We start from the raw sequence: 22,739 nt of genomic DNA on the forward strand, positions 1-22,739 counted from the left end.
GTTAATACGCTTTCAAGTTAAGTTGTTTCCCTAACTTATACCTCGCATACCAGGAAGTGAATCGCCAACTTGGCATGATAACATTCAAAGGAACGGCTTCTTGCTGCCCTCCAATCCATGGGTATCCACGCGCAGGCCCGGTCAGCCCTTCAAACCGCTGGTGCTGATGCCGTCCACAATCTGCTTCTGGAAGATGAAGAAGATCAGCATGACCGGTGTAAGGCTCAGGACGGACATGGCGAACATCGGGCCCCAGTTGGATACGGACTCACTGTCGAGGAACATTTTGAGCCCCATGGACACCGTATATTTCGAAGGTGAATTGAGATACAGCACAGGCCCCAGCAGATCCTCCCAACGCCAATAGAACGAGAAGATTGCCGCCGTTGCCATCGACGGACGGATCAGCGGAAGAATGATCTTATAGTAGAGCCTGAATTTGCCGCAGCCGTCGATCGTTGCCGCTTCATCCAGCTCAGCGGGTATGGTGCGGATGAACTGCAGCATCAGGAAGATAAAGAACGGCACTCCGAAGAACTGCGGAATGACGATCGGCCGGATGCTGTCGAGCCAGTTCAGCTTCGTGTAAATAATATATTGCGGAACGAGCACGACATCTGCCGGCAGCATGAGTGTCATCATCATGATCCCGAACCAGAGGCCATGGCCGATAAATTTGTTGCGGGCAAAGCCGAACGCCACCAGCGATGAAGAGAAAACCGCGCCGAACGTAGCCACGATAACGATTACAAAAGAGTTTTTGATAAAAACACCAAACGAGTATCCGGCCACCCCTTCCCAGCCTTTGGCGTAATTGCCCCATTCCCAGGGATGCGGCAGCAGGGTCTGCGCGGTCACAAATACGAGGCGGCTCTCCTTGAAGGAGCTGAGGACCATCCAAAGTATCGGGTACAGCATGATAACAGCAAACCCGCCGATGAGAATATGATAGATAGGCCATTTGATTTTATTGTTCGCCATGGCTCACTTTCCTCCCCCGATTCGTAGAAGACCCACGACTTGGATGTTTTGAACAGAATGCCTGTCATTATGCCAACCAGCAGCAGCATCACCCAAGCCATAGCCGAGGCGTATCCCATGTTGTTGAACATGAAGGCCTGGCGGAATAAATACAGGGAATAGAGCATCGTACCGTCCATGGGACCGCCTTCGCCTTTGGAGATGATATAAGCAGGCACAAAGGTCATGAATGCGCTGATGGTCTGCATGACCATATTGAACAGGATGACGGAGCTGAGCAGCGGCAGCGTGATTTTGAAGAATTTACGGAGAAAGCTTGCTCCGTCCACACTTGCCGCCTCATACATCTCGCCCGAAATATTTTTCAGACCGGCCAGGAAAATCAGCATGGAGGACCCGAACTGCCAGACAGACAGCGTAATCAGCATGAACAGCGCGGCATTCGGGTTGCCGAACCAGCTTACCGGACCCAGGCCGAAGAAGCCCAGCATGCCGTTGATGATTCCGGTATCACTGAAAATATTGCGCCACATGATGGAGACAGCCACGCTGCCCCCGATGATGGAAGGGAGATAATACATCGTGCGGTACGCTCCCACCATCCTGGACCTGGTATTCAGAATCATAGCCACGAACAAAGCGAAGCCCAGCCGGAGCGGCACACCGATGAACACATACAACAGCGTGACTTTCAGGGAATGCACATATTTGGGATCGCCGGTGAACATTTTGATATAGTTGTCGAATCCGATCCAGCGCGGCGGAGCGAACAGATTATATTTGGTAAAAGACAGATACAGGGATATGGCCATCGGCACCAGCGTAAAGCAGAGAAAGCCGATAATGAATGGACTGATAAAAGCGTAACCCGTCAGATTTTTGCGCAGCCGCTGGCCCAGCGGTTTCTTTGCTCTAAGAGCACGCGGATTTACAGGAAGGGGATTGCTGAGGCCCAAGGTCCTCCAACTCCATTCTTGATAGAATTCACAGTATGGTACGGCCCATTAGCACTTCTTAGCGGTTCGCAAGAATCTCGCTGGCCTCTTTGCGGAACTGCACAGCCGCAGCATCCGGTGTGATCTGCCCGAAGTTCATTTGCTCCGCAAGGTCGGTCAGCAGGGCAACCACTTCAGGCGAGCCTACAGGAGGACTCATTGGCGACGTTTTTGGCTCCATATCCGCGACGAACTTGAACACCTGCTGGCCGGGTTCCGTTAATTCTGTAGCCAGGGACTCCTTGATTTTGCTGGAAATCGGTACGCCGCGCTCCCCCTTGATCAGCTTGTTGGCTTCAACGTTATTGGTCCAAAAGTCAATGAATTTGGCGGCTTCTTCCTTGTTTTTGGAGTTGGCTGTGACCGACCAGTACATGCTTGGCTGCATATACAGGCCTTTTTCCATATCCGGGCCGGGCATTTGCGCCAGCTCCATCGGGCGGTTCACTGCGATTTGCAGCGCTACATACTGGTTCGACCACTGCCAGATGCCGATTCCGGTTCCCTTCACAACATCCGCCTCTTCGATAACACCCTTGTTCTGGCTCAGTTTGTCCTGTGATGGGACAGCTCCTTTGGCAATCAGATCGGACAGCATGCCGAAAAAGTCACTAAACAGCGCATCGTCATCGTACCCTAGTGCGGAGCCGTCAGTGTTGTAGAGCGACAGTCCTTTGGTGCGCAGATAGTAGTTGAAGAAAATATCCGCCGCCATCGAGGAGTCCATATAGAGACCGGCAGCCTTGGCTTTCATGGCAATCTCCTTGTACTGGTCCCAGGTCCAGTTCTCAGGAACCGAATCTACACCGGCTTTTTTCAGCAGCGCGGGATCATAATGGAAGCCCAGCACGTTGACACCCAGCGGGATGCCGTACTGCTTGCCGTCAATTTTGCCGGTACCGAGCACGTTTTCATTGACATCCCCGACCTGAACCGTTTTATTCAAGTAAGGTGTCATATCTTCCAATTGGCCGTTGGAGCCATATTGATTAATATAGGACACGTCCATCTGCACGATGTCGGGGAGGCGGTTGGCCGCGGCTTGGGGAGCAAGCTTTTTCCAGTAGTCATCAAACGATGCATATTCGGGTTCGATCTTGACATTGGGATTCTGGGCTTCATACATATCAATGACCTGCTGCGTGTACGAATGGCGTGTATCTCCGCCCCACCAGGCGATGCGCAGCGTTACAGGGTCCGAAGAGCTTGCGGCCGTTGCCGTTGCCGGCTGGCTGCCGGCTGCGCTGGTCGCGGCGGAATCCGGAGTGTTGTTATTGCTGCCGCCGCAGCCGGCAAGCATGGACAGCAGCATCGGAACAGCCAATAATGCGAATCTTTTTTTCAATTGAATATCTCCCCTTTTCATATGATGAGCAGGAAGACCAGCTGCACTGGCAGCGCTTCCATATGTAAATTTTCGCAAATTCCGCCGCTTTCTTGAATACAAAAAACCGTCTTCTTTGTTCAATAATCAGGTTCAAACCGGCTTCTCCCCTACTGCGGCTTCATGAAATCTGTTGGTGTCTTCCCGGTCACCTTCTTGAACACCTGGCTGAAATATTGGGCGTTCCCGCCAAAGCCATACAGCTCCGCCAGCTCAAACACCTTCACATCCCCGCTGTGCAGAATATGCTCGGAGGCTTTGCCGATGCGGTAATTGGTGACATAATTGGAGAATTTCTCGCCGGTCACCTTTTTGAAAATCTTCCCGAGGTAATCGGGATTCATGTACAGCATCTCCGCAGCCACCGAGCCGAGCGACAGCTCCGAGTTGCCGTAATCCGCCTCAATGATCCGCAGCATTGCATCCACAATGGAGGATTGGCGGCTGACGAAATGGCGCTCATACATAGCCGTAAGGCGTTCTGCGGCGCGCATGACCCCCGCCTTTAGACTCCCCAGTGTACCGAGCGCCGCCAGCTCTGCCAGCCCGGATGTAAAACTGCTGCGCTCGTCCGGACTGCAGAGACGGATCATGGCTGAATACAGCTGGAGCACATAGGAACGTGTCACATTGATATCAAACCGCTGGTCCGCAAGCACGCCGAATAAGCGCTCCAGCTCGTTTTGTACAGCCGCTTGATCCCCGGCCTTAACCAGCAGGCAGATCTGCTCTTCCCCGAGGTCGATTTCGCTTTGTACGCTGAGTTCATCCGCAGGAATGTCACTCCCGGTAATCAGGCTGCCTTCTTCCAGATAAAAGCGGTGATTCATGCACTGCAGCGTCTGCCGGTAAAGACTACGTGAATGGATCATCCGTCCCTTGTCGCTGACGGCGATCGTCACATGGATATTGTAAAAGTTAAAAAAGATCTCCTTCACTTCGGCAATCCGCTCCAGCAGATCACGCTGATTGTCTGCCTCTTCCGGCTGTTCCAGCAGGATCAGCAGCTGTGAGCCGATCGTCGTGCTGAGAAGCACCTCGCTCAGCAAATCCCCGGCAATATTTTGCAGGGCAAACAAATGCTCATACTCAAAGGATTCCTCCAGCCTGAACAGGATCAGCCGGACGTTTTTGCTGCCCAGCTCGATGCCGAACAATTCCTGGTAGAATTCCAGATCACGGCTGCCGTAGGTTTTATTGGATATCCATTCCTTCAGGAATTGCGCTTTGACATGCGGCAGCACCCTGGTCAGCCGATGCTTCATTTCGGTCATGAACTGCTCCCGGCTATGAAGTTCGTTCAGCTCCTGCACCAGCTCAGTCAGCGCCTCATGAATCTGCTGCTCATTGCAGGGCTTCAGCAGATAATGCCTTACTCCGTGCTGCATGGCACTGCAGGCATAATCGAAATCCTTGTATCCGGTCAGCATGACAAACTTTAGCCCCGGATAATGTACACTGCAACGCTCCACAAGCCCAAGTCCATCCAGCCCCGGCATGGAAATATCAGTGATGACGATGTCCGGACGAAGCCGCTCTATTTGTTCCAGCGCTTCGATTCCGTTGCGTGCCGTTCCCGCCAGCTCCGTACCCGCCTGTGCCCAATCCACCACTTGGGAGATCCCCTCCAGAATCAAGCGTTCATCATCTACCAGGAGCAATTTGTACATGTCTGTATTCTCCTCTCACATACGGAATATGCACGTGAATCGTCGTGCCTTCGCCGGGTCTGCTCTCAATCTCTGTTCCCCATTCCTGCCCAAAAACAATCTGGATGCGCTCCGCAATATTCGCCAGTCCAATCCCCTCGCCGCGTGTCTGAATCCGGCCCTGCTCCAGCCCGCGGATGAAATCAGCCGTCATGCCCGGCCCGTTGTCACTGACCCTCAGATCCAGGCCATCCTCCGTGCGGGAAATGGAGATTGAAATGATGCAAGGCTCGATGTTCGGCTCCAGTGCATAACGGATCGCATTCTCCACCAGCGGCTGCAGTGTGAGCTTGGGAATCAGCGCATCCAGCAGGCCGTCCGGCACATCCAGCCTGAAATCAAGCCGTTCCTCAAAGCGCGTCCGCTGGATAATCACATAGCTGCGGACGATGCTCAGCTCCTTCTCCAATGAAATGAGCGGATCTTTCAGTCCGATTGAGCTGCGCAGCAGGAAACCCAGCGCCTCGACCATGTCTGATATCTGCTTTTGCTTGTTGACCTTCGCCAGCCAATTGATGGATTCCAGCGTATTGTACAGAAAATGGGGGTTGATCTGTGCCTGAAGCGCTTTCAATTCAGTCTCCCGGATCACCAGCTGCTTGGCATAATTCTCATCGATCAGCTCCCGGATGCGGCGGATCATCATTTGGAAGGTCCGGTTCAGCTGGCTTACTTCATCCTGCGCAGTCTGCGAGACAAAACCGAGCGCCTGCTCCTCCAGATTGTCGAGGTCTCCCTTTTCAATCCGCCTCATCTTCTCCGTCAGCTTGGAGACGGGCCGCACTATACTTCGTGCAAGCCTGTATCCCAGCAGCAGACCCAGCAGCAGGATACAGCCATAAATAATCACAACCAGCCTTTTGACAAACGTGATTTGCCGGAACATTTCATTAAACGGGGTAGCATTGATGTAGGTCCAGTCCATATAAGAGGAATTCGTCTTGGCAACAAAATACGTGCCCTTGCTGTAGCCGACGGTCCTGTACGCTTCGGGGCGCTGTACTTCTCCGGCCAGTTCCCCGGGGAGCAGCAGCGGTTCTCCGGGATAAACAGACCTTCCGGTCCCCTTATCCACTACGATCAGTTGTCCGCCATCCCCGGCAATGCTGGTGCTGTCGTCAATAATCCGCTCGACGCGGATACGGATGACAAGGGTCCCCAGATTATCCAGGGTGAAGGTGGACCCGGTATACGATTTAATCTGCCGCACGGCGAGCAGTGAGTTTTTGCTGCCCTGGGTGTACCAGATGTTGCTTCCGGCGCCTGCGATGGCGAGCGGTTTGAGCTGATCCTGCAGTGTTTCAGACAGCCACTCCCGGTTGCCGGCCGTCATCACACCGTCATTGGCATCCATCAGAATCATCGAATATACATATTTCTCCGCACCCGCAAAGGCCACAAGCCGGTTGATAATCCTGTTATGCAGCAATTGCCTCTCATAAGGCGAAGGATTGTCCAAAAGCTGCCGCAGGCAGTTCTGAATTTGTTCATCCGACACCACCGTGAACGACAGCTGCTCCAGCTCCTTCAGCTCGTTCTCAATACTGACCGAGGACATCCCCAGCACCTCTGATGCCTTCTCATAAATCTGGCGGTCATAAATACGGTAGACGTACTGGAGGAAGATTAAAGAGAACAAAAAGGACAGCAGCAGCAAAAACGAAATCAGCATAATCATTTTGTTAAAGATCCCCGGGTTTTTGAACGCGCTATTATTTTTGTAAAACAACATACCGCTCACTCTGCTTTCTCTGTGGATTCTTCTCTCATAGAAATATATACCAAAAAAACTTGGAAAAGCAGTCACATTTGACTGCATTCCAAGTTTTGGATTCATCTCTATGCCCAGCTATGCTTACCCCAGCATCATCCGGTCATCCGCCAGCTTATGTCCGCTGATGCCCTCGAATTCACCGAGCAGCCGCTCTACAGTGAGATCCTGCTTGCGGTCTTCATCGATATCCAGAATAATGCTGCCCTTGTCCATCATAATCAGCCGGTTTCCGAGGCGGATGGCCTGCTCCATGTTATGGGTAACCATCAGTGTTGTCAGCTTCAGTTCACGGACAATGGACTCGGTTAAGCGGGTGATCAGCTCAGCGCGCGCGGGATCAAGCGCGGTTGTATGCTCATCCAGCAGCAGAATCTGCGGCTGGGTGAAGGTCGCCATAAGCAGGCTCAGCGCCTGCCGCTCTCCGCCGGAGAGCAGGCCTACCTTGGCCCGCAGCCGGTTCTCCAGGCCGATGCCAAGCCGGCTCAGCTGCTCCCGGAACAGGGTCCGGCGTGCAGCCGAGACACCGAAGGACAAGCCCCGGCCCTGGCCACGCTTGTAGGCCATCGCCAGATTCTCCTCGATCGTCATATGCGGAGCCGTGCCGGCCATTGGATCTTGAAACACCCGGCCGATCCAGCGGGCCCGCTGGAATTCGGACTGTCCGCTGATCGAAGTGCCCTCAATGCGCACTTCTCCAAGATCAGGCTTCATTACGCCGGAAATCACATTCATCAGTGTGGACTTCCCGGCACCGTTGCTGCCGATGACGGTTACGAAATCTCCGGCCCGCAGCTCAAGGTCAATACCGAGCAGCGCGATTTTCTCATCCGGGGTGCCTGGATTGAACAGCTTGGAGACTTGGTCAAGCTTTAGCATCGGCTGCCCCCTTTCTTGCCGGCCAGTGCCTGATTGGCAAGCTCTATGCTGCGTCTGCGCGCCAAGCGGTTCTGCTTCATGAAACGGTTGATGGACGGGAAGACCAGTGCAATAATAACGATGATTGCGGTAATCAGCTTCAGATCCGAAGCCTGCAGCCAAGGAACCCGGAGGGCCAGCGCCACAACGATACGGTAAACGATGGAACCCAGGATGACTGCCAGGGTTGCCCGGAACACATTTCCGGCTCCAAAAATCGCCTCGCCGATAATGACCGAAGCCAGCCCGATGACAATCATGCCTATCCCCATTGTGGAATCGGCAAAGGAAGAATATTGCGCGATCAGGGCACCCGATAATGCCACCATCCCATTGGACAGGCTGATTCCAAGAATGGTTGTCGTATCCGTGTTCACCCCGAAGCTGCGGATCATCCGTGCATTGTCTCCTGTCGCCCGCAGGGCCAGACCCAGATCGGTGCGCAGGAACAGGTCCAGCAGGATTTTGACGGCAATCATCACAAAGGGCATCACCAGCAGCGGGTTAATCGAGGTAAATAAGGAATCCTCCCCATTAATGACACATTGGGTTTCACCAGAATCCGCAGATTAATGGAATAAAGTGCAATCATCATCAGAATCCCGGACAGCAGACCATTAATCTTCCCCTTGGTGTGCAGCAGTCCGGTACACATCCCCGCCGCCATTCCTCCCGCCAGCGCACAGACCGTTGCCAGCCATGGCGAGTAGCCGTGCGTGATCATCACTGCGGCAATCGCTCCGCCGGTCGTGAAGCTTCCATCCACAGTCAAATCCGGAAAATCAAGAATACGGAATGTAATATATACCCCTAAAGCCATAAAAGCATACAGCAAGCCCATTTCCACGGCTCCAAGTATTGAATCAACCATCGCTGACTTCCTCCCTCAAGCGGCAAGGGGCGTTCCCCGCGGAAGCACCCCATTATATTGTCTATAATTTATTGAATAATATTGTTGTCCGGATCGGATACTTTGGCCTTCATGGCATCCGTCACTTCAACACCTTGCGCCGCGGCTGCTTTTAAGTTAATGATAAGATCCAGCTTCTCCTGCATAGCCACCTTCATGTCGCCCGGCTTGGCACCGTTCTTCAGCACCTCCACAGCCATCTGGCCTACCTGATAGCCATGATCATAATATTTGAAGCCCACGGTGGCAAAAGCCCCCTTCTCCACCGTATCGCGGTCTGCCGAGAAAAATGGGATTTTGTTGTCATTGGCAGTCTGAATGATCGTGTCAACTGCGCTTACAACCGAGTTGTCCAGCGTAATGTACAAGGCGTCGACACGGCCAACAAGCGACTCTGCTGCCTGTTTTACTTCTGAAGTGTTGGTGATAGCCGCTTTGACCAGCTCGATGCCATGCTTGTCCAGCTCTTTTTTCGCAGTATCAGCCATAACAACCGCATTCGGCTCCCCTTCATTAATGATCAGACCCAGCTTTTTGACATTTGGGAACTGCTCGGAGATGAAGGTCATCAGGCGGGTGGTTGCCTCCGGGTTAGTATCTGACGCTCCGGATACATTGCCGCCGGGATGCTCCAGATCCGTGACGATCTTGGCGTCGACCGGATCGGTTACTGCCGCGAACAGAACCGGTGTGTCCTTGCTCCCCGCCTGTACTAAAGCTTGTGCCGAAGGGGTAGCGATCCCCAGCACGAGATCATTTTTGTCTGCGGCAATCTTTTGGGCGATGGACAGGTTATTGGATGCGTCTGCCTGGGCATTCTCCAGATCCACCTTCAGATTCTCGCCTTCCACGATTCCGGCGTCTTTCAGCGCCGCCAGGAATCCTTCTCTGGTCGCATCCAGCGAGGGGTGCTCTACATACTGGGAGATGGCAATTTTGTAGGATTTCGTGTCAGAGCTTCCCGAGTCTGCCGTTTTATTGTTTGTGCCGCAGGCGGTAGCCGCCAGCATCAGGCTTAGGCTCAAACCAAGCCATATTTTTTTTGTTTTCATCCTGTTAAACCCCTCTTCTTCTTTTTACAGATTCAGCGCGTGCCTAGGTATCAGCGACTCAGCAGTATTGCTTTTATCTATAAAAGCATTAAAGCGAAAAGTCCCCGCAAAACCCGCACCAAATCGTAACTATAATAAACTTATCTTATATAAAGGTTGATTTTCCGTCAATCACTTAGATACCACCACTATTTACAATAAACGCACAAAGAGGGGCAATGAACAGCTTCAAGCAGGGTTCCTTTGACATAGATTGCCTTCGGCCCCTCTACATAAAAAAATAACTGGACGCGCAAACTTTAGTTACAGTTTGAACATGGAGCGTGCCAAAATGACCTTGAAACCTGTTAAAACCATAGCCGCCGCTGTTTTGCTGACTTCGGCCATGGTATCTATTACCGCTTGCAGCTACAATAAACCCGGACAGAAACCAAAGGTCAATTCCGTGACCCCTGCCGGAACGCTCTCAGGGAGTTACTATGAAAAATCCTCCTTCACCGACAGGCAGGGGAAATACTGGATTCCTTTGAAACCTGCAGCAGCGTCCATCGGCTACCGGATGAAGGATGACACCGCCAGCGGCGGTTATGCCAAAATCGGTTATACCGACGTCATGTACATGCTTCACCCGGATTCTCCCCAAGTGTTCTCTTTGGGACAAAAGATAACGCTGCCGGATGCCCCGGTGCGGAGGAATGGCCAGCTTTATATCACGCCAACGGCATTGTCCAAGCTGCTGCAAACAGAGGTCGGCTGGAACCCGAGTACCGGTGAGATCAACATTGCTTCCCCTTCGGACCGTAAGGATAGCGGACATGCCGGGACAAGTACCGGGAAAAATTCAGGAACAACTGAACAGCCAAAGTCCCTGCGTATTCAGAGTCTGTCTTCTGCGGACAGCAGCGAGCTGGTTGCCTACGCCAAGAAGTACCTGGGCGTCCCTTATGAATTCGGTGCAGGCCCGTACGAAGAGACCCGCCGTTTCGACTGTTCCTCGTTCACCCGGCATGTCTTCAAAAAATTCGGGGTGGACCTGCCCCGTCTAGCCAAAGACCAGGATAATCTGGGCAGACGGGTCAGCCGCAGTGAACTTGAAATCGGCGATCTGATCTTCTTCACAGTGCCCGGGCGTTTTGAGAGTGATGCCATTCCGGGACATGTCGGCATCTACATCGGTGACGGCAAGTTCATTCATACCTGGGGTGACCCGGGCGTGCAGATCAGCGACCTGGACAGCGGCTATTGGAGCAATGTCATCCTGCATATGCAGAGAGTGCTCTAACCCGCCCCAACTTGGCCCCAACAACAATGCAAGGAGATCCGGACTTCGGACAGCCGAAGCTCAAGATCTCCTTGCATTTTTTTGATCAGTCCCAAGTTTTGCTTTTTCCGCTGATTCGCAGACCTATCTTCACCAGTTCTACAATTACTACAATCGCTGCGGCAGCTCCGCAGACAATGCCCCACTGCAAACCGCTCAGGTGGCTTACGCCGAACCATTCATTCAGCCCCGGTATGATAATGACCAGCACCAGTAGAAGGCCGGAAATTACAGAAGCACCCAGCATATAAGGATTCGTGAACCAGCCGATCTGGAACAGCGACTTCGTGTTTGATCTGACATTGAACGCATGGGTAATCTGCAGCAGGCCCAGGGTTGCAAAAGCCATAGTAACCGCAACACCCTCGTTGTAATGGGTATGCGCCCAATAATAGACGAGCAGTGTCAACGCCGCCTCAATGATCCCCTGGTAGATAATCCCCGCCCCGACCCCTCCGGCAAAAATGCTGCTGCTGGATTTGCGGGGTTTCCGCGTCATCACGTCATTCCCCGCCTTCTCCAGACCCAGTGCCAGCGCAGGCAGGGTATCGGTCACCAGATTGATCCAGAGAATATGGATCGGCTCCAGAATGCGCCAGCCAATCATGGTGGCGATGAACAATGTAAGCACCTCACCCAGATTGGCGGAGAGCAGGAACTGGATCGCTTTGCGGATATTGCTGTACACCTTCCGGCCTTCTTCTACAGCCACTACAATGGTCGTGAAGTTATCATCAGCCAGCACCATATCGGATACTCCCTTGGCGACATCCGTGCCCGTGATCCCCATCCCGACCCCGATGTCTGCTGCCTTGAGTGCGGGCGCGTCATTGACGCCATCCCCGGTCATTGCGACGATCTTGCCTTTCTGCCTCCAGGCCTTGACAATCCGCACCTTATGCTCCGGGGAGACCCGGGCGTAGACAGAATAATCACTGACCCTCCCGGCAAAATCCTGCTCGCTGATCTGATCCAGCTCGCGCCCCGTAAGCACAGCCTTGTCATCCTCGATAATTCCCAGCCTGATGGCAATGGCGGCTGCGGTATCGCGGTGGTCTCCGGTAATCATTACCGGACGGATGCCCGCCTTGCGGGAGACCGCTACTGCATCGCGCACTTCATCACGCGGCGGGTCAATCATGCCGGCGAGTCCCGCAAACACCAGCTCATGCTCGGTCTTCTCTGTAGATATCTCCTCCGGCAGCCGGTCATGATCCCGGAAGGCAAAGGCCAGCACCCGCAGCGCTTCATCGGCCAGTGCCTTATTGTTCTCTGTAATCTGGCGGGAATGCTCTTCCGTCAGCGGAATCACTTCGCCGCCTGTGTAAATGTGGCTGCATCTGGAGAGAAGCACATCAGGTGCGCCTTTGGTCAGCACCCGGAACCGGCCGTCTTCCACCTCATGGACCGTTGTCATCAGCTTGCGGTCCGAATCGAAGGGCAGCTCGCCCTTGCGCGGATATTTTTTCTCCAGCTCTCTCTTGTCCGTACCTATGCTAAGCGCATAGTCCACAAGCGCGGTCTCTGTCGGGTCGCCGATGATGGCTTTGCCGCTTTGGGTCTGTTCCGCCTCTTGGCCTTCGTCGATGCTGGAGTCATTGCAGAGCGTCATCGCCTGCACCAGCCGTTCACTGCCTTGAAGCCCGGCAATGGACGAGCCGGCATCCACCTTTTGCCCGTCTACATACAGCTTCTCCACCGTCATTTTGTTCAGGGTCAGCGTTCCGGTCTTATCCGAGCAGATAATTTCCGTGCTGCCCAGCGTCTCCACCGCCGGGAGCTTGCGGATAATCGCCTTGCGTTTGGCCATCCGCTGCACACCAAGCGCCAGGATGATGGTTACGATGGCTGGCAGCCCTTCGGGAATAGCGGCTACGGCGAGCGATATAGAAGTCAGCAGCATATCCAGCAGCTCCCGGCCCTCCAGCAAACCGACGGCTAAAATCACAACGCATACTCCCAAAATGATGAAGGTGAAATATTTCCCCAGCTCATCCAGTTTCTTTTGCAAGGGGGTGACATCGGATTCCGCCTCGGAGATGAACCCGGCGATTCTTCCAACCTCAGTCTCCATTCCCGTCGCTGTCACCACGCCGACACCCCGGCCATAGGTCACGCTGCTGCTCATATAAGCCATATTCGTCCGGTCGCCCAGCACGAGATCCCCGCGCTCCAGCTTACCAGCCTGTTTATCCGACGGCAGAGACTCGCCGGTCAGCGCAGCCTCCTCCGTCTGCAGCGATGCCGTCTCCAGCAGTCTTACGTCGGCCGGGACCACATTTCCGGCTTCGAGCAGAACAATATCCCCCGGCACCAGCTTTTCACTTTTGATCTCGGCAACCTGCCCGCCCCGGCGGACTCTGGCCAGCGGCGAAGACATGCTTTTGAGCGCTTCCAGCGCCTGTTCAGCCTTATTTTCCTGGATGACGCCCAGCACCGCATTCAGGACGACCACCAGCAATATGATGACCGTATCTGTCCATTCCCCCAGGATTCCCGATAAGACTGCGGCGGCCAGCAGGATAAATATCATTACATTTTTGAACTGTTCAATAAATTTGGCCAGCAGCGACTTCGTCTGGGCCTCCTTCAGCACATTCCGGCCATAACGCTCCAGCAGCTGTGCGGCTTCATCATGTGACAATCCCTGTTCCCGGGTGTTCAGTCTTTTCATTACTTCAGCTGTATCCAGTGTATGGTACGTTACGCTGTCCTTCACCTGTGCTTTTGCAGAATCTGGATTCAATTTGGCAGCTCCTTCCCCTATACCAAGATATAGGCTTTCCTCGTTATATGGAGTTTACCCAAAAATACCCGGAGAATTCTGAAAACATATGAATAAATATCAAAGTTTTTACCGCACAAACCCTTTGAACCGGGTTCCCTGATAGCTGAGCTGCTGGAAATCATCAAAAGCGTTAAAACTGCCCCCTCCGTTCAAATTCATCTCTTCCTCTGCAAATTGATTTTAAAAAGTTAATTTTACTACGAATTACGCGCTATAGCTGGTCCGGTTTCATTTTTTCGCGCTCATTTTCCGCAAAAAAACCGGGATCCGATTTGGCTCACCCCAAGATCGTATGTTATGGTTAATATACAAGATACAGTAAGGAGGTGATCCCGGAATGACATATATAGCGCGTTTCCCCCTGTTTAAGCGGCTAAGATTCGTTCTTGTTCCCCTGCTGCTGCTGTCCCTGCTGGCGGTAAATTTTCAGGTTCCTGACAGCGGCGGGGAAGAGCATACCCGCAATGAAATTGAACACTACGGGCATAAAATGATTCAGCCAATCCGTACTCATCCGGCGCAGTCAAAAGTTCTTCCGCCTCAGCGCCTGAACTATTCCGGGATCACCCCGCCGCAGGCGCCAGTGACTTCCGCCACAGTGCTTGCAGTATCGCTGTGTCCCATTATTTATTTGATCAAGAAGCGGCTGCTGCTGTATCCGCTTAAATATACCTCGCATTATGTGGGCAGATAATGACCAATTACCCGATACGATATGCAATACCTTGCATTTATTTCCTTGAATTATGAAGCTACTAAATGACATCCAACTGGAGGATTGAACTTCATGAATTATAGAGAATCGGATTTGCCGGGAATCGGCAAAAAGTTCGTGATGCAGACGCGCAGCGGCGATAAGCTGGTCGTGATCGTCCATGATGACGGCAGACGCGAGCTGTACCACTTTGAATATGACGACCCGGACCAGAGCATCTCCATGATTACATTGGACGATGATGAAGCGCGGTATATCTCCGCTATCGTCGGGGGAATTACCTATAAACCAAAAGCTCTGGAATCCATCGAGGTAGCCCTGGATGACCTGATTATCGAATGGTACCGGCTGGAGCAGGACTTCAAATGCATCGGACACAGCATCGGTGAATTGGATATCCGTGCCCGCGCAGGGGTCACCATTATTGCGATTATCGAGAAAAACCATCAAAAACACATCAATCCCGGTCCGGAAGTGGTGCTGCCTGCAGAGTGCACCGTTGTTGCGGCCGGGGAAAGACATCAGCACAAACAGTTCAAACACATTCTGCGGAACGGATGTGGTTAATGGATGAATCATTATATCGTATTTGAAGTCGGACTCGCGCTGGTGCTGATCGCCCTTGCCGGTCTGGTCTCTACCAAGCTGCGTTTTTCCGTAATTCCGTTCTACATTCTGATCGGCATGGCTGTAGGCCCGCATGCCTTCAAAATATGGCACCTGGACTTCCGTTTCATCGAGAGCGCCGCCCTGATAGAATTTATGGGCCGGATCGGTGTCCTCTTCCTCTTGTTCTATCTGGGCCTGGAGTTTTCGGTAGGCCGCCTCGTCAAAGCCGGACGCTCGATTGTCACGGGCGGAACCATCTACATTCTGATCAACTTTACGCTCGGACTTGTCCTCGGCTGGGGACTCGGATTCCCGCTGGAGGAGATCCTCGTGATCGCCGGGATTACGACCATTTCCTCCAGTGCAATCGTCGCCAAGGTGCTGGTCGATCTGAAGCGCACCGCCAACCCCGAAACCGAGATGATTCTCGGGATCATCATGTTCGAGGATGTTTTCCTCGCCGTCTACATTTCCATTCTGTCCGGGCTAGTCCTCAGCGGCTCCTCTTCGTTGGGCGGCGTACTGCTGTCCGCGCTGATCGCGCTGGGGTATATGCTGGCGCTGCTGGTCATTGGCCGCAAGCTGGTACCCTGGCTGAACCGGGTACTGAATATCCGCTCCGGTGAGCTTTTTGCGCTCGTCATCTTCGCTGCGCTCTTTCTGATCGCCGGCTTCTCCGAGACCATTCATGTGGCTGAAGCCATTGGTGCATTGCTCGTCGGACTGGTGCTCGCCGAAACCGAGCATGTCAAGCGGATTGAGAAGCTGGTGATTCCCTTCCGCGACTTTTTCGGAGCCATCTTCTTCTTCAGCTTCGGGCTGACGATTGATCCGCTGTCCTTAGGCGGTGACGCACTCTGGTACTCACTTGCCGCAGTCATCATTACTTTGATCGGGAATTTCGCCGCAGGCATGCTGGCCGGACGCAGCGCCGGGCTCAGCCCGCGGTCTTCCGCCAACATCGGCCTGACCATTGTCTCCAGAGGCGAGTTCTCCATTATCATGGCCAATCTTGGCAAAGCCGGCGGCCTGCTGGCCATTTTGCAGCCTTTTGCCGCCATGTACGTGCTGATTCTAGCTATACTCGGCCCGTTGCTGACCAAGGAATCCAAAACCATCTACAAGCTTCTGGATAAAGTATTTCAATTCGAGAAGCGGCACCTGGCCCGTTCCTCCAGACAGGCCGCTCCCGCAACGGACAACGAGTAATGTCCGGTTCTCTCTTGGAAGGGAGGAGAACATATGAATACTCTTAGGAAGAACGGTAAACCGTTTCGGCAGCGCATGGGTGTCCGCGTCCTCGGTGTCATTGCCGGAGGGCTGCTCGCAGCGGTCGGACTTGAGCTGTTTCTGATGCCGCATCAGCTGGTTCCGGGCGGAATTGCCGGCCTGTCGGCACTGTTTGCACACACTACGGAAATGCGGCTGGGGCTGTTCCTGTTCTTGTTCAACCTGCCGTTTATTCTGATCTCACGCAGACAGATTCATCTGCGCTTTGCGCTCTATGTAATGCTTGGATTAGTCTGCCTGACCGCGGGTTCACTGGCCCTGCACCGTTTCCCGTCCCTGACGGGCGAACCGCTGACGGCCTCCATTGCCGGAGGGCTCTCACTGGGCTTCGGCATCGGCATCTCCATCCGCTTTGGCGGAATGAGCGGCGGAGCCGGAGATCCGGGTTATGCCCTCCTCAGCCAGGGGCCGGCCAAATCGGCTGAATTCATCATTATGGTCTTCAACTGCGCCATATTATTGTGCGGAGGCGCGTTGTTCGGCTGGGATCAGGCTATGTATTCCATACTCGCCTATCTGCTGGCTTTTGAGGCTGTGAGGATCTGTATAAGAGATCTCTCCCGCACCCGCGCGGTTTGGATTACCAGCAGCCGCCCCGAAGAGATCCGCCTTGCGCTTCACCGCAAGCTGGACCGCGAGGCCAAGCTTATCCGTGCTTCCGGCGCCAAGGGCCAGCCGGGGACCCTGTTCTGTATCGCAAGCAAGCTGGAGGAGGAAGAGCTGGCCTCCATCGTCCGCACCTGCGATCAGGACAGCCAGATCGTCTTCCGGTCCACCCGGCGCAGGCGGCGGGCTGCCCGGTTCCGGGATTAGCCGCTCCGCTATCTACCGTTGTTGACTCTATTGTTTCCCAAACTACAGGCAAAAAGCGTTCCCGCTGAATTCAGCGGGAACGCTTTTTAATGTACACCGGCTTGCGCCATTTCTATGGCTTGAGCTGAAGCCCTCTACCGAAACATCCCCCACAACCGGATCAAATGAAATGTATTGTTGGGGTCAATCTTCTGGGCAATTACAAACTTTACAATTTGTTCTTCCTGTGCCGAGGTCAGCTTTTCCCCCAGTACTGCCGAAGCTTTGCGCACCAGTCTGTGCACCACCGCAGTGTCCTGAAGCTCCTGTTTGGAGATTCCGTTGATCAAATTCTTCACTCGTTCTTTAACAGCCGGATTCTTCATCTTCAGCTTGATGCGATCCACCAGCTGGGGACTGATACCAAATTGCTGATAGCCCACGCGCAGCACCTCCTGTCATATTCCAATCATTCACAGTATATGAGGGAAAGCCGGTGCATGTGCCTAATTAATCGATGATATCCCCTTGAAAAATTTGCTCGTTCTGCAGATAGGTCCGCAGCGGCGCATAATCAGCGGATGTCCAAAAATCGGTTTCCTTGAGCAGCTCCGCTGCATCATCCCTGGCTTGCTCCAGCACTTCGAAATCGGCGGTCATGTCTGCCAGCCTGAACTCCGGCAGTCCGCTCTGCTTGGTCCCGAAGAAATCTCCTGGCCCCCGCAGTTCCAAGTCTCTGCGCGACACCTCGAAGCCGTCATCCGTATCGGTCATCGCGGTCATCCGCTCACGCCCGATTTCGGACTTCGGATCAGCTACAAGCACACAGAAGGAAGCGTGCTGGCCACGTCCAACCCGGCCGCGCAGCTGATGCAGCTGGGACAATCCAAAGCGGTCCGCGTCCATAATGATCATCAGCGTGGCATTGGGAACATCGACACCGACCTCTACAACGGTCGTGGAGACGAGCAGCTGAACTTCATTGCTGTAGAAGGCGCGCATGACTTCATCTTTTTCCCCGGGGTCATCCGTCCGTGAAGCAGGCCCACCTTGTAGTGGGGAAAAGCCTGCGACATTTGGATATGCAAGTCGATCGCATTCTGCACATCCAGCTTTTCCGATTCCTCAATCAGCGGACAAATCAGATAAGCCTGCCTGCCTTGGTCGACCTCGCGGTTAACCAGCTTCAGCACCCGTTCCATCAGATCAGGTTTGACCCAGTAAGTCATGATCGGTACGCGCCCCTTCGGCCGCTCCGAAAGCGTGGATACATCCATATCGCCGAAGACAGTAATCGCCAGCGTACGCGGAATGGGCGTTGCTGTCATAGTCAGCACATCCGGGTTATAGCCCTTGCGGCGCAGAATGCTGCGCTGGTTCACGCCGAAACGGTGCTGCTCATCCGTAACTACCATCCCCAGCCCGCGGAAAAATACATCCTCCTGAATCAAGGCATGCGTACCGACTACAATATCGAGCATCCCCATTTGCAGCGAGGCCAGCAGATCCTTGCGTTTGCGTCCGGTCACACTGCCCGTCAGCAGGCCTACGGTAATTCCGAACGGCTCAAACATCCTGGTAAGCGACCGCATATGCTGCTCTGCGAGAATTTCGGTAGGCACCATCAGCGCCCCCTGAAATCCGGATTTTACGGTAGCATAGAGAGCAATTGCCGCCAGTACGGTTTTGCCTGAACCCACATCGCCCTGCAAAAGACGGTTCATGCAATACGGTGAACGCATATCCTGCAGGATTTCCAGTTCAACGCGCTTCTGGGCATCCGTCAGTTCAAAAGGCAGGCTGCGGACAAACGTCCGGACCGTGGCGTTGTCAACCGTATGCACCACACCGTCCATCCTGCCGCGGTTCAGCACACGGAAAGCCTGTACTTTGAGCTGGAACAAAAAAGCTCCTCATACACCATCCGGCGCCGCCCCTGCTGGCCCTCGCGTGTATCCTCCGGCCGGTGAATCGTAGCAATGGCGCGTTTGCGGGACATGAAATCATATTTCCGTATAATTGAATGCGGAAGAATTTCGGGAATCAGGTCGCCATATTGCTGCAGCCCCTGATTGATTATTTTGCGGATCCAGGTTTGCGTAATCTTGCCCCCAACGGAATAGACCGGCTGCAAGGTGCCGATCTTCCCTTCTCCCCGGTCCGTAAATTCATAATCCGTCACGGTGATGGCATTCCGCTTTTGATCCCATTTGCCCGTAATCACAATTTCGCGCTGGGCTGTCAGCTGCTCCCGCACATAATGCTGGTTGAACCAGGTTGCGGTGAACATCCACGGCTCGGCTACCATTTTGCAGCTCAACCGGGATTTGCCCCCAAAGCGCTGCAATACCGGGATGCCAATAACCTTTGCAACAAGCGTCGCTTTGTCGCCATGTTTGATTTCGCTCAAGCTGCGCGGCCGGAAATCATCATAGCGGAATGGATAATACTCCAGCAAATCCTTGACTGTAAAGACGCCAAAGGCGTGAAGCTCGTTTTGCTTTTGAGCGCTCACGCCATTTATTTGTTTCACTTCGATTGAATCCAAAGAAATCCCCATGTTCATCCCCTATTTACGCGGGCCAGATGAATACGGCTAAAGTACCGTTGCCAACATGGCTCCCTACTACAGGGCCCACGTTCGTCAGCACTTTCTCTTCCAGGGTGAAGTGTCCGGCCAATTCCTTAAGGAACTCTTCGCCGGAAGCCGGATCAGCCGTATGACCCACGGCCACATTGATTTTGTCCACACCCGGCAGATCCTGTTTGAACAGCTCGATCATGCGGGCTACTGCCTTCTTGCGGCCCCTGACCTTCTCGACCGCGTAGATGATTCCTTCCGCATCAATAGAAAGGATCGGCTTGATGTTCAGCAGCGTTCCCAGAAAAGCGGAGGCTTTGCCTATTCTGCCGCCCTTTTGCAGATATTCCAGCGTATCGACCAGAAAATACAGCTTGCGGGACTGGCGGAGACGCTCTGCCTGTGCCAGAATCTCCTCCGGGCGATGTCCTTCCGCAGCCAGCCGTGCCGCCTCGACCACCATAAAACCGAATCCATAGGAAGCGGAAAGTGAATCCACAACCGTGATCGGCTCCCCCTTCTCTTCCAGCATGGATTTAGCCAGAACAGCCGATTGATACGTGCCGCTGAGACCCGAGGAAATATGAAATGAAAGGATGCGGCATCCCGGATAACGTTCCTGAATACCCTGATATACATTCATATACTCAACCGGTGACGGCTGAGAGGTAGTCGGCAGCGAAGTGGAGCGGGGAAGACGTTCATAGAATTGCTCCGGTGTCATATCCACATTATCCCGGAATGCTTCCTCGCCGAACATCAGGGTCAATGGTACGACCTCGATGCCCAAAGCTTCGGCCATGGACGGCGGGATATCGGAAGTGCTGTCGGTGACGATAACGGTACGATTCATGGTATACCTCCCCTAACTATGATTGGACAGAAGCGCCGGACGCTCACTTGGTCATGGATACCGCAGCGCTTCTGCATGAGACTATATAAGGAGTAAAGTGTCTACCTAGGGTTCAACGGAAAAAAGATAGTAATACAGCGGCTGGCCGCCTGTATGGATCTCTACTTCCACCTGGGGATAGGCTTCTGCAAGCCAGTTTTCCAGCGCATCAGTGACACTATCCTCAGATTCAGCGCCTGTCAATACGGTAACAATCTCATCACCGTTCTCCAGCATGCTTCCCAGAAGTGCCTGGCTGGCTGCCAGCAGATCATCCGCAGCCGCTACAATCTTCGAATTGGCTATCCCGATATACTGCCCGGATTTGATCTCCAGCTCCTCAATAACCGTATCACGGACCGCATTGGTAATCTGTCCCGATTTGACCTGGGAGATCGCCTCCAGCATGTTGCCGGTGTTGGCATCGACCGCATCTTCCTCCTGGAAGGCAAAAGCGGCGGCAATCCCCTGCGGGATGCTTTTGCTTGGAATAACGGTTATCTCACGTTCACCCTCAAGCAGCTCCTTGGCTTGCTGAGCCGCAAGCACAATGTTCGAGTTGTTAGGGAGAATATAGATGTGTTTCGCCGATATAGATGATATCGCGTTAACGAAATCCTCCGTGCTGGGATTCATCGTCTGTCCGCCGGACAGAATGGCATCCACGCCGAGGCTGCGGAAAATATCAGAGATGCCCTCACCCGAAGATACGGCAATAAACCCGTACTGTGCCATGTCATCTGCGGGTGGAACCGCCGGTGCCTGGACACTGCTCTCTTCCTGCGGAATATCCGCAAACAGGTCTGGCATAGGCGCGATATCCATGCCGGCGGTCAGCAGATCGCGGTGCTGCTCCCGCATGTTAAGAATATGGATCTGCGTAATTTCGCCATATTGCAGCGCCAGATTCAGGACCTCGCCCGGAGTCTTGGAATGGACATGGACCTTGATGGTCTCATCATCCGAAATGACGATAATGGAATCTCCATTAACTGACAACGCTTTCCGAAACGATTCCTCGTCAAATTCCGCTTTGACGGAGCCGCCAAGCAGCCGGTTAATAAAAAATTCCATATCGTAAAGAAATTCGATGTCTTCCGTAGACAGTTGTGATTGCGCAGATGACTGCACGGAGGACAATACATTCTCATGTTTGGTCAACACCGCTGTAGGCGATGCCGCAGGAGCGGCTGCAGGGGCTTGTCCCTGTACCGGCACTGGCACTGCTGTGCCGGCGCTGCCCGTCAGATACTGATGAAAGCCCTCATAAATGTAAACCAGACCCTGGCCGCCGGAGTCAACAACGCCCACTTGCTTGAGCACGGGCAGAAGCTCCGGTGTATTAGCCAATGCTTCTTTGGCTCTGGACAAGACTTCGGTCATCAGCTCTGTTACATCCGTTGTACGCCGCGCATAGTAGACTGCGTGTCTGGCAGCTTCCTTGGCGACTGTAAGTATCGTTCCCTCTACCGGCTTGACCACCGCTTTGTATGCTGTATCCACTCCGGTCTGCAGCGCTGCTGCGAACTGCTGTGTGTTCAATTCATCATATTGGGCTGCGTACCGTCCAAGGCCTCTGAACAGCTGTGACAAAATAACGCCGGAGTTCCCCCGTGCCCCCATCAAGAGACCTTTGGATAATACTCCTGCACATTGGCCTACTGAGCCAGTATTATTTTTTTTCAATTCGTTCGCGCCTGCGGTCATCGTCAAATTCATATTTGTACCTGTGTCGCCATCCGGGACCGGAAATACATTTAGGGAATTGACGTGCTCTGCATGCTGCTGCAGCTTCTCCGCTCCGGCGAGTACCATTGCGGTAAAATCTGTTCCGTCTATAGAACGCTTACTCAATGAGGATTCCCCTTCCTAACTTCATGCCTAATCAATTCTATGATTAACTGGACATAATACACTAATCTATATTGTACTATAAGAGCCAAAAGAAATAAATGTTTTTGAAGCGGTTGACGAAGCAAATTTTGCTGTGATATTATATTTAAGTATTGTTTTACGCAGGTGTAAGTAACA

Annotated in this window: 16 protein-coding genes and 2 pseudogenes; 5 read left to right on the plus strand and 13 right to left on the minus strand. The window is 53.3% G+C overall.

Annotation, left to right across the window (positions count from 1 at the left end):
• Positions 1 to 141 precede the first annotated feature (141 nt).
• The 8 genes and pseudogenes from JI735_RS26975 to JI735_RS27010 form a co-directional block, all read right to left on the minus strand.
• The gene (locus tag JI735_RS26975; protein ID WP_411829972.1) at positions 142 to 858 is read right to left on the minus strand and encodes a carbohydrate ABC transporter permease; all 717 of its coding nucleotides are present in this window, start codon (positions 856 to 858) and stop codon (positions 142 to 144) included.
• Complete coding sequence (locus JI735_RS26980) at positions 855 to 1,880, minus strand: carbohydrate ABC transporter permease (RefSeq protein WP_233476523.1); 1,026 nt, start codon at positions 1,878 to 1,880, stop codon at positions 855 to 857. Before JI735_RS26980 ends, JI735_RS26975 begins: the two co-directional genes overlap by 4 nt.
• Before the next feature lie 115 nt (positions 1,881 to 1,995).
• The gene (locus tag JI735_RS26985) at positions 1,996 to 3,321 is read right to left on the minus strand and encodes an ABC transporter substrate-binding protein (protein WP_039835409.1); all 1,326 of its coding nucleotides are present in this window, start codon (positions 3,319 to 3,321) and stop codon (positions 1,996 to 1,998) included.
• A gap of 149 nt (positions 3,322 to 3,470) precedes the next feature.
• Positions 3,471 to 5,030 (minus strand): response regulator, encoded by a 1,560-nt coding sequence (locus tag JI735_RS26990; protein ID WP_039835408.1) that lies wholly within the window; start codon positions 5,028 to 5,030, stop codon positions 3,471 to 3,473.
• Entirely contained in the window at positions 5,005 to 6,801 is a 1,797-nt protein-coding gene (locus tag JI735_RS26995; protein WP_039835414.1) for a cache domain-containing sensor histidine kinase, read from the minus strand. Before JI735_RS26995 ends, JI735_RS26990 begins: the two co-directional genes overlap by 26 nt.
• 123 nt (positions 6,802 to 6,924) lie before the next feature.
• Positions 6,925 to 7,719, minus strand: coding sequence for an ABC transporter ATP-binding protein (locus tag JI735_RS27000; protein WP_202676616.1), 795 nt, complete (start codon positions 7,717 to 7,719; stop codon positions 6,925 to 6,927).
• Positions 7,713 to 8,629 (minus strand): annotated as a pseudogene (locus JI735_RS27005) (ABC transporter permease). Before JI735_RS27005 ends, JI735_RS27000 begins: the two are co-directional and overlap by 7 nt.
• 68 nt (positions 8,630 to 8,697) lie before the next feature.
• Positions 8,698 to 9,720, minus strand: a complete 1,023-nt coding sequence (locus JI735_RS27010; protein ID WP_202676617.1) for an ABC transporter substrate-binding protein — start codon at positions 9,718 to 9,720, stop codon at positions 8,698 to 8,700.
• Between the two features lie 331 nt (positions 9,721 to 10,051).
• Here JI735_RS27010 and JI735_RS27015 point away from each other — a divergent pair, with 331 nt between their 5' ends.
• Positions 10,052 to 11,002 (plus strand): C40 family peptidase, encoded by a 951-nt coding sequence (locus JI735_RS27015; protein WP_202676618.1) that lies wholly within the window; start codon positions 10,052 to 10,054, stop codon positions 11,000 to 11,002.
• A gap of 85 nt (positions 11,003 to 11,087) precedes the next feature.
• Here JI735_RS27015 and JI735_RS27020 read toward each other — a convergent pair whose 3' ends face one another.
• On the minus strand, positions 11,088 to 13,733 hold the full coding sequence (locus tag JI735_RS27020) for a cation-translocating P-type ATPase (RefSeq protein ID WP_267919309.1): 2,646 nt from the start codon (positions 13,731 to 13,733) through the stop codon (positions 11,088 to 11,090).
• Positions 13,734 to 14,166: 433 nt separating this feature from the next.
• Here JI735_RS27020 and JI735_RS27025 point away from each other — a divergent pair, with 433 nt between their 5' ends.
• The 4 genes from JI735_RS27025 to JI735_RS27040 all read left to right on the plus strand — a co-directional run bounded on the left by JI735_RS27025 (position 14,167) and on the right by JI735_RS27040 (position 17,256).
• A complete protein-coding gene (locus JI735_RS27025; RefSeq protein ID WP_039835401.1) occupies positions 14,167 to 14,523 on the plus strand; it encodes a hypothetical protein in 357 nt (118 codons plus the stop codon).
• 93 nt (positions 14,524 to 14,616) lie between these two features.
• Positions 14,617 to 15,111, plus strand: coding sequence for a cation:proton antiporter regulatory subunit (locus JI735_RS27030; RefSeq protein ID WP_062524091.1), 495 nt, complete (start codon positions 14,617 to 14,619; stop codon positions 15,109 to 15,111).
• A 3-nt stretch (positions 15,112 to 15,114) separates the two neighbouring features.
• Positions 15,115 to 16,362 carry a cation:proton antiporter gene (locus tag JI735_RS27035; RefSeq protein ID WP_039835396.1) on the plus strand — a complete coding sequence of 416 codons (1,248 nt, stop codon included), beginning with the start codon at positions 15,115 to 15,117 and terminating at the stop codon, positions 16,360 to 16,362.
• Positions 16,363 to 16,395: 33 nt separating this feature from the next.
• Positions 16,396 to 17,256: a YitT family protein gene (locus JI735_RS27040; protein ID WP_051051762.1), complete on the plus strand. Its 861-nt coding sequence runs from the start codon at positions 16,396 to 16,398 to the stop codon at positions 17,254 to 17,256.
• A gap of 134 nt (positions 17,257 to 17,390) precedes the next feature.
• On the opposite strand, the gene JI735_RS27045 is transcribed toward JI735_RS27040, so the two are convergent.
• The 4 genes and pseudogenes from JI735_RS27045 to JI735_RS27060 form a co-directional block, all read right to left on the minus strand.
• Positions 17,391 to 17,678 (minus strand): stage VI sporulation protein F, encoded by a 288-nt coding sequence (locus JI735_RS27045; RefSeq protein ID WP_039835395.1) that lies wholly within the window; start codon positions 17,676 to 17,678, stop codon positions 17,391 to 17,393.
• 67 nt (positions 17,679 to 17,745) lie between these two features.
• A pseudogene (gene recG / locus JI735_RS27050) lies at positions 17,746 to 19,795 on the minus strand (ATP-dependent DNA helicase RecG).
• Between the two features lie 13 nt (positions 19,796 to 19,808).
• Positions 19,809 to 20,669 (minus strand): DegV family protein, encoded by an 861-nt coding sequence (locus JI735_RS27055; protein WP_039835393.1) that lies wholly within the window; start codon positions 20,667 to 20,669, stop codon positions 19,809 to 19,811.
• A gap of 105 nt (positions 20,670 to 20,774) precedes the next feature.
• A complete protein-coding gene (locus JI735_RS27060) occupies positions 20,775 to 22,562 on the minus strand; it encodes a DAK2 domain-containing protein (RefSeq protein WP_039835392.1) in 1,788 nt (595 codons plus the stop codon).
• Between the last annotated feature and the right edge of the window lie 177 nt (positions 22,563 to 22,739).

Origin of the sequence: Paenibacillus sonchi, assembly GCF_016772475.1 — a bacterium.
Taxonomy (GTDB): domain Bacteria; phylum Bacillota; class Bacilli; order Paenibacillales; family Paenibacillaceae; genus Paenibacillus_AQ; species Paenibacillus_AQ sonchi.

Coding starts and splice junctions, on each gene's coding strand:
- JI735_RS26990 (WP_039835408.1), bottom strand. CDS start 5,030: ATGTACAAATTGCTCCTGGTAGATGATGAACGCTTGATTCTGGAGGGG.
- JI735_RS26995 (WP_039835414.1), bottom strand. CDS start 6,801: ATGTTGTTTTACAAAAATAATAGCGCGTTCAAAAACCCGGGGATCTTT.
- JI735_RS27000 (WP_202676616.1), bottom strand. CDS start 7,719: ATGCTAAAGCTTGACCAAGTCTCCAAGCTGTTCAATCCAGGCACCCCG.
- JI735_RS27010 (WP_202676617.1), bottom strand. CDS start 9,720: ATGAAAACAAAAAAAATATGGCTTGGTTTGAGCCTAAGCCTGATGCTG.
- JI735_RS27015 (WP_202676618.1), top strand. CDS start 10,052: ATGACCTTGAAACCTGTTAAAACCATAGCCGCCGCTGTTTTGCTGACT.
- JI735_RS27025 (WP_039835401.1), top strand. CDS start 14,167: ATGACATATATAGCGCGTTTCCCCCTGTTTAAGCGGCTAAGATTCGTT.
- JI735_RS27030 (WP_062524091.1), top strand. CDS start 14,617: ATGAATTATAGAGAATCGGATTTGCCGGGAATCGGCAAAAAGTTCGTG.
- JI735_RS27035 (WP_039835396.1), top strand. CDS start 15,115: ATGAATCATTATATCGTATTTGAAGTCGGACTCGCGCTGGTGCTGATC.
- JI735_RS27040 (WP_051051762.1), top strand. CDS start 16,396: ATGAATACTCTTAGGAAGAACGGTAAACCGTTTCGGCAGCGCATGGGT.
- JI735_RS27055 (WP_039835393.1), bottom strand. CDS start 20,669: ATGAATCGTACCGTTATCGTCACCGACAGCACTTCCGATATCCCGCCG.